Origin of the sequence: Bathymodiolus platifrons methanotrophic gill symbiont (assembly GCF_002189065.1) — a bacterium.
Classification (GTDB): domain Bacteria; phylum Pseudomonadota; class Gammaproteobacteria; order Methylococcales; family Methylomonadaceae; genus Methyloprofundus.
This window is the reverse complement of the sequence record NZ_BDMN01000005.1, coordinates 1-3,808: the sequence shown is the minus strand read 5'-3', so window position 1 is coordinate 3,808 and position 3,808 is coordinate 1. Positions and strand designations below refer to the sequence as shown.

5 protein-coding genes are annotated in these 3,808 nt (G+C 40.1%); 3 read left to right on the top strand and 2 right to left on the bottom strand.

What is annotated here, in order from left to right:
• Window positions 1–142 precede the first annotated feature (142 nt).
• Window positions 143–292, top strand: coding sequence for a hypothetical protein (locus CDZ78_RS21570; protein ID WP_167374127.1), 150 nt, complete (start codon window positions 143–145; stop codon window positions 290–292).
• 158 nt (window positions 293–450) lie between these two features.
• Here the strand turns inward: CDZ78_RS21570 and CDZ78_RS00115 are convergent, their stop codons facing one another.
• Window positions 451–1,635, bottom strand: coding sequence for a porin (locus CDZ78_RS00115; protein ID WP_087868116.1), 1,185 nt, complete (start codon window positions 1,633–1,635; stop codon window positions 451–453).
• A 348-nt stretch (window positions 1,636–1,983) separates the two neighbouring features.
• Between CDZ78_RS00115 and glnK the strand changes: the two genes are divergently transcribed.
• Together glnK and amtB are read left to right on the top strand one after the other, a co-directional pair.
• Window positions 1,984–2,322, top strand: coding sequence for a P-II family nitrogen regulator (glnK, locus tag CDZ78_RS00110; RefSeq protein ID WP_087868115.1), 339 nt, complete (start codon window positions 1,984–1,986; stop codon window positions 2,320–2,322).
• A 27-nt stretch (window positions 2,323–2,349) separates the two neighbouring features.
• Entirely contained in the window at window positions 2,350–3,609 is a 1,260-nt protein-coding gene (gene amtB, locus CDZ78_RS00105) for an ammonium transporter AmtB (protein ID WP_174664540.1), read from the top strand.
• Window positions 3,610–3,623: 14 nt separating this feature from the next.
• On the opposite strand, the gene CDZ78_RS22655 is transcribed toward amtB, so the two are convergent.
• Window positions 3,624–3,808 (bottom strand): hypothetical protein (locus CDZ78_RS22655; protein WP_211200754.1); only part of this gene is annotated, 185 nt, incomplete at its 5' end.

Sequence of the window (3,808 nt, the reverse complement as noted above, 5' to 3'; positions counted from 1 at the left end):
TCGCTGCCAGCCATGGAGAGCGAACGCGAGGGCTGGTAGTCCCCAGAAGGCGTAGGGCCGTTGTTTTGTCGGAATCGTAGCGCTAGCGTAGGTGGAGACAAAATAAAAGGCATTCCGAAACGCCGTCCAGTCATTTGAGGGAGTGTTACGAAGCCAGCACCGAGTTTACGATGGTAGTGGCGAAGTGGCACGTACGCAGGACGTCTGGGGCGCCGAAGGCATAAGTGGTCGCGTTAAGTTTTTGCTGCTTGCTTGGGCTGGGATGCCCAAAACAAGCTTTCGCAAAAAATAGCGACTCCCCGCAATGATTAGGGTTTTTATTAGTGAATTTAAAGACATAAGGTCCTCTATTTAGTTAAAAGTATTATTTTAAGGCAATAATAATGCCGGTTTGTATTAGATTGTTTTTCTATATTTAAGCATATAAGCATGATAAATCGTAAAAGCTTATTAGAATGTAATAATCATATCCATAGCAAATTCGACCTGGTCATTGCCTTTATTACCGTTAAATACTTTCTCATCAGCCCAGTCTAAACGTAGTTCTGGACGAAATTTCAACCAGGGAAGTGGTGTGTAGTTAACGCCAAAAGATGCCGCTAGGTAATTGGCTCCAACAGCATTCACACGTTGGGCACCGCCTTTATCATTAAACCATTCTGCACGTAGACCGAGACCTAATTGATCATTGATATCATAGGTAAAATATTGGTTGATACCAAACCAGTTTCCGTCCCCTTGACCAACTGAATCATCTCGATTTTGAGTACCGAAATCATGTTGAAATACATAATGAAATTTATCACTAAAGTCATGAGTCGCAACAATGCTATACATTGTTCTATTGCTCGACCCAGTATCACTTATGTTTCCGCTAATTAACTGCACAGTAACAGATGACGACTGGTCATTACTTGTCCAGCTAGCTCCCCCTAGAAAACTCCATGCGCCGGCGTTTTCTGTCATGTTATCCCAGCCTTCTACTGCTCCACCATTGATGGACCAGTTATCATCGATATCATAGCTTAGCATGACACCTGTATGGGTAAATGGTTCTGCATAAAGCATGGTATAAGCATGCGAATAGAAGAAGTTGTCTGGTGAAGGAACCACTTCATAACCGATTGTAGTATAGAAATGACCTAGTTTAGCGGTAACACCATTGCCTAGAGGTGCATAGACTTCCATATATAATTGTGGCATGGCTATATTATAGTAGTGCCCATCAACCCAGTCGTCATCCCACCCTGATGCCTGAGTAAATCTTGCATCGCTACCATACATGAAGTCCATGCGCATTCCGACATCCCATTTATCACCTTTGGTCACTGCACGTTCAACATAAAAATTTAATTGATTAAATAATACTTCATTGACTCGATCATTAAATAAAACAGGTGCATTGCCGGGAGGATTATTTGAACCTCCATTTGTGTTGCCAGTGATACCAGCAGAAGCCCACATGCCTACTTCAAAGCCAGTATCTTGCATAAATGAAGTATCATTGATGAAGTTGGTAAAGAGGGTGTCAGACGTTAAAAAATGATCAGCAGCATCATTAGCCGACACTTGAGAGCTGGCTAGGAGTATGGCGGTACTGAGTAGAGTGCGCGTGAATGATTGTTTTTTGTTCATAAGATACCTAAGTAAGTAAATAGAATGATCAGTGAAACCAATTTATAGTGAATAAAGTTCCAGAAAATAAAATGCATGAATTATTTTTGGAAATGTTTTTTTGCATCACGTAATAATCGAGCACATTTTATACCAAAACCTAAGTTACTGTATATGAAAACAAATACTAAGAAAATTCTGGAATATTAGGTGTTATGCGCTATTCAGGTGCGTATGTTTTTTGTTGTTGCACAATAATAGTGCGCAAAGTTATAGTGCCTTTTATATTAACCATAGAAACAATGACTTAAATGTTGGCATATAGTGTGCTTTGTATTTCTGTGAACTTCTTAAATAATGGAGACGTAAATGAAATTAATCACTGCAATTGTTAAACCTTTTAAATTGGATGATGTACGCGAAGCCTTGTCCGATATTGGTATAGCAGGCATTACTGTAACTGAAGTTAAAGGCTTTGGTCGGCAAAAAGGACATACCGAACTTTATCGTGGTGCAGAGTACGTTGTAGATTTTTTACCTAAAGCGAAAATTGAAGCTGCCGTTTCTGATGAATTAGTTGATCAGGCACTGGAAGCAATTGCTCAAGCGGCTAATACAGGGAAAATTGGCGATGGAAAAATCTTTGTGACCAATTTAGAGCAAGTGATTCGTATTCGTACTGGCGAAACAGGAAATGAAGCGATATAACAATAATAAAAAAGTGAGGTAATACAAATGGAACAAGTGGATAAGTTAATTGAATTGAGTTATGCGTTAGATACGTTTTATTTCTTAATTAGTGGTGCTTTTGTTATGTGGATGGCTGCTGGTTTTGCCATGCTGGAAGCAGGACTGGTAAGAGCAAAAAATACCACAGAAATTTTAACCAAGAATGTCGCGTTATTTGCTATAGCTTGTACGATGTATATGCTATGTGGTTATAATTTTATGTATCCAGCTGAAGCAGTTAATAGTGTCTGGCCTGGGATGAGCTTTTTATTAGGCGATGATCATGCAGCTGCAGATGTATTAAAAAGTGGCGGCGAGACTTATTATTCTAATATGGCCGACTTCTTTTTTCAGGTGGTCTTTGTTGCAACAGCAATGTCTATTGTTTCCGGTGCTGTCGCAGAACGCATGAAACTATGGGCATTTTTGGCTTTTGCAGTAGTCATGACCGGATTTATTTATCCGATTCAAGGGTACTGGAAATGGGGCGCTGGTTTTCTTGATCAACTAGGATTCCTTGATTTTGCTGGTTCAGGTGTAGTGCATTTATGTGGTGCAACTGCTGCGTTAGCGGGTGTTATCTTATTAGGCGCACGTAAAGGTAAATATGGGCCCAATGGAGAGGTTCATCCGATTCCAGGGTGTAATATGCCATTAGCGACTTTGGGTATGTTTATTCTATGGTTGGGGTGGTTTGGCTTTAATGGTGGTTCTGAACTTAAGATCTCTGATATTGGTGAAGCAAATGCAGTTGCTATGGTTTTTGTTAATACTAATGCAGCAGCTGCGGGTGGTGTTATTTCTGCACTATTAACAGCACATCTTTTATTTGGTAAGGCTGACTTATCAATGACTTTAAACGGTGCTTTAGCAGGTTTGGTTGCGATTACTGCAGAGCCTTTAACACCGACACCATTATTAGCAACTATTATCGGTGCCATTGCAGGTATTCTGGTTGTCTTTGCTATTATTAGCTTAGATAAAGTAAAAATAGATGACCCAGTCGGTGCGATTTCAGTACATGGTGTCGTGGGTATATGGGGCTTGCTGGCTGTTTGTTTATCCAATGATGAATCTAGCCTGATTGCACAATTAACTGGAATTGGAACAATCTTTGGTTTTGTATTCGTCTCTAGTTTGATTACCTGGTATATCATTAAATTAGTAATGGGTATACGTGTTACTGAAGAAGAGGAATATCAGGGAGTTGATTATTCAGAATGTGGAATGGAAGCCTATCCTGAATTCACTAATTCTGGTAAGTAATGTTTAGCTATGTTTTATTGTGATGACTCTAAGGAGCGAGGATTTAATAATACCCGAAAGTATGACGCAGGATTTTGGCTGCACAGCTGCGCAAGGAAAACAGGCGCATAGCAGAGGCTACGCAACTGTTTTTCTAGTGCGGCTGTGTGGTCAAAAGACAAGTCAGACTTGGGTATTATTGAATTCTCGTTCCTAAGGA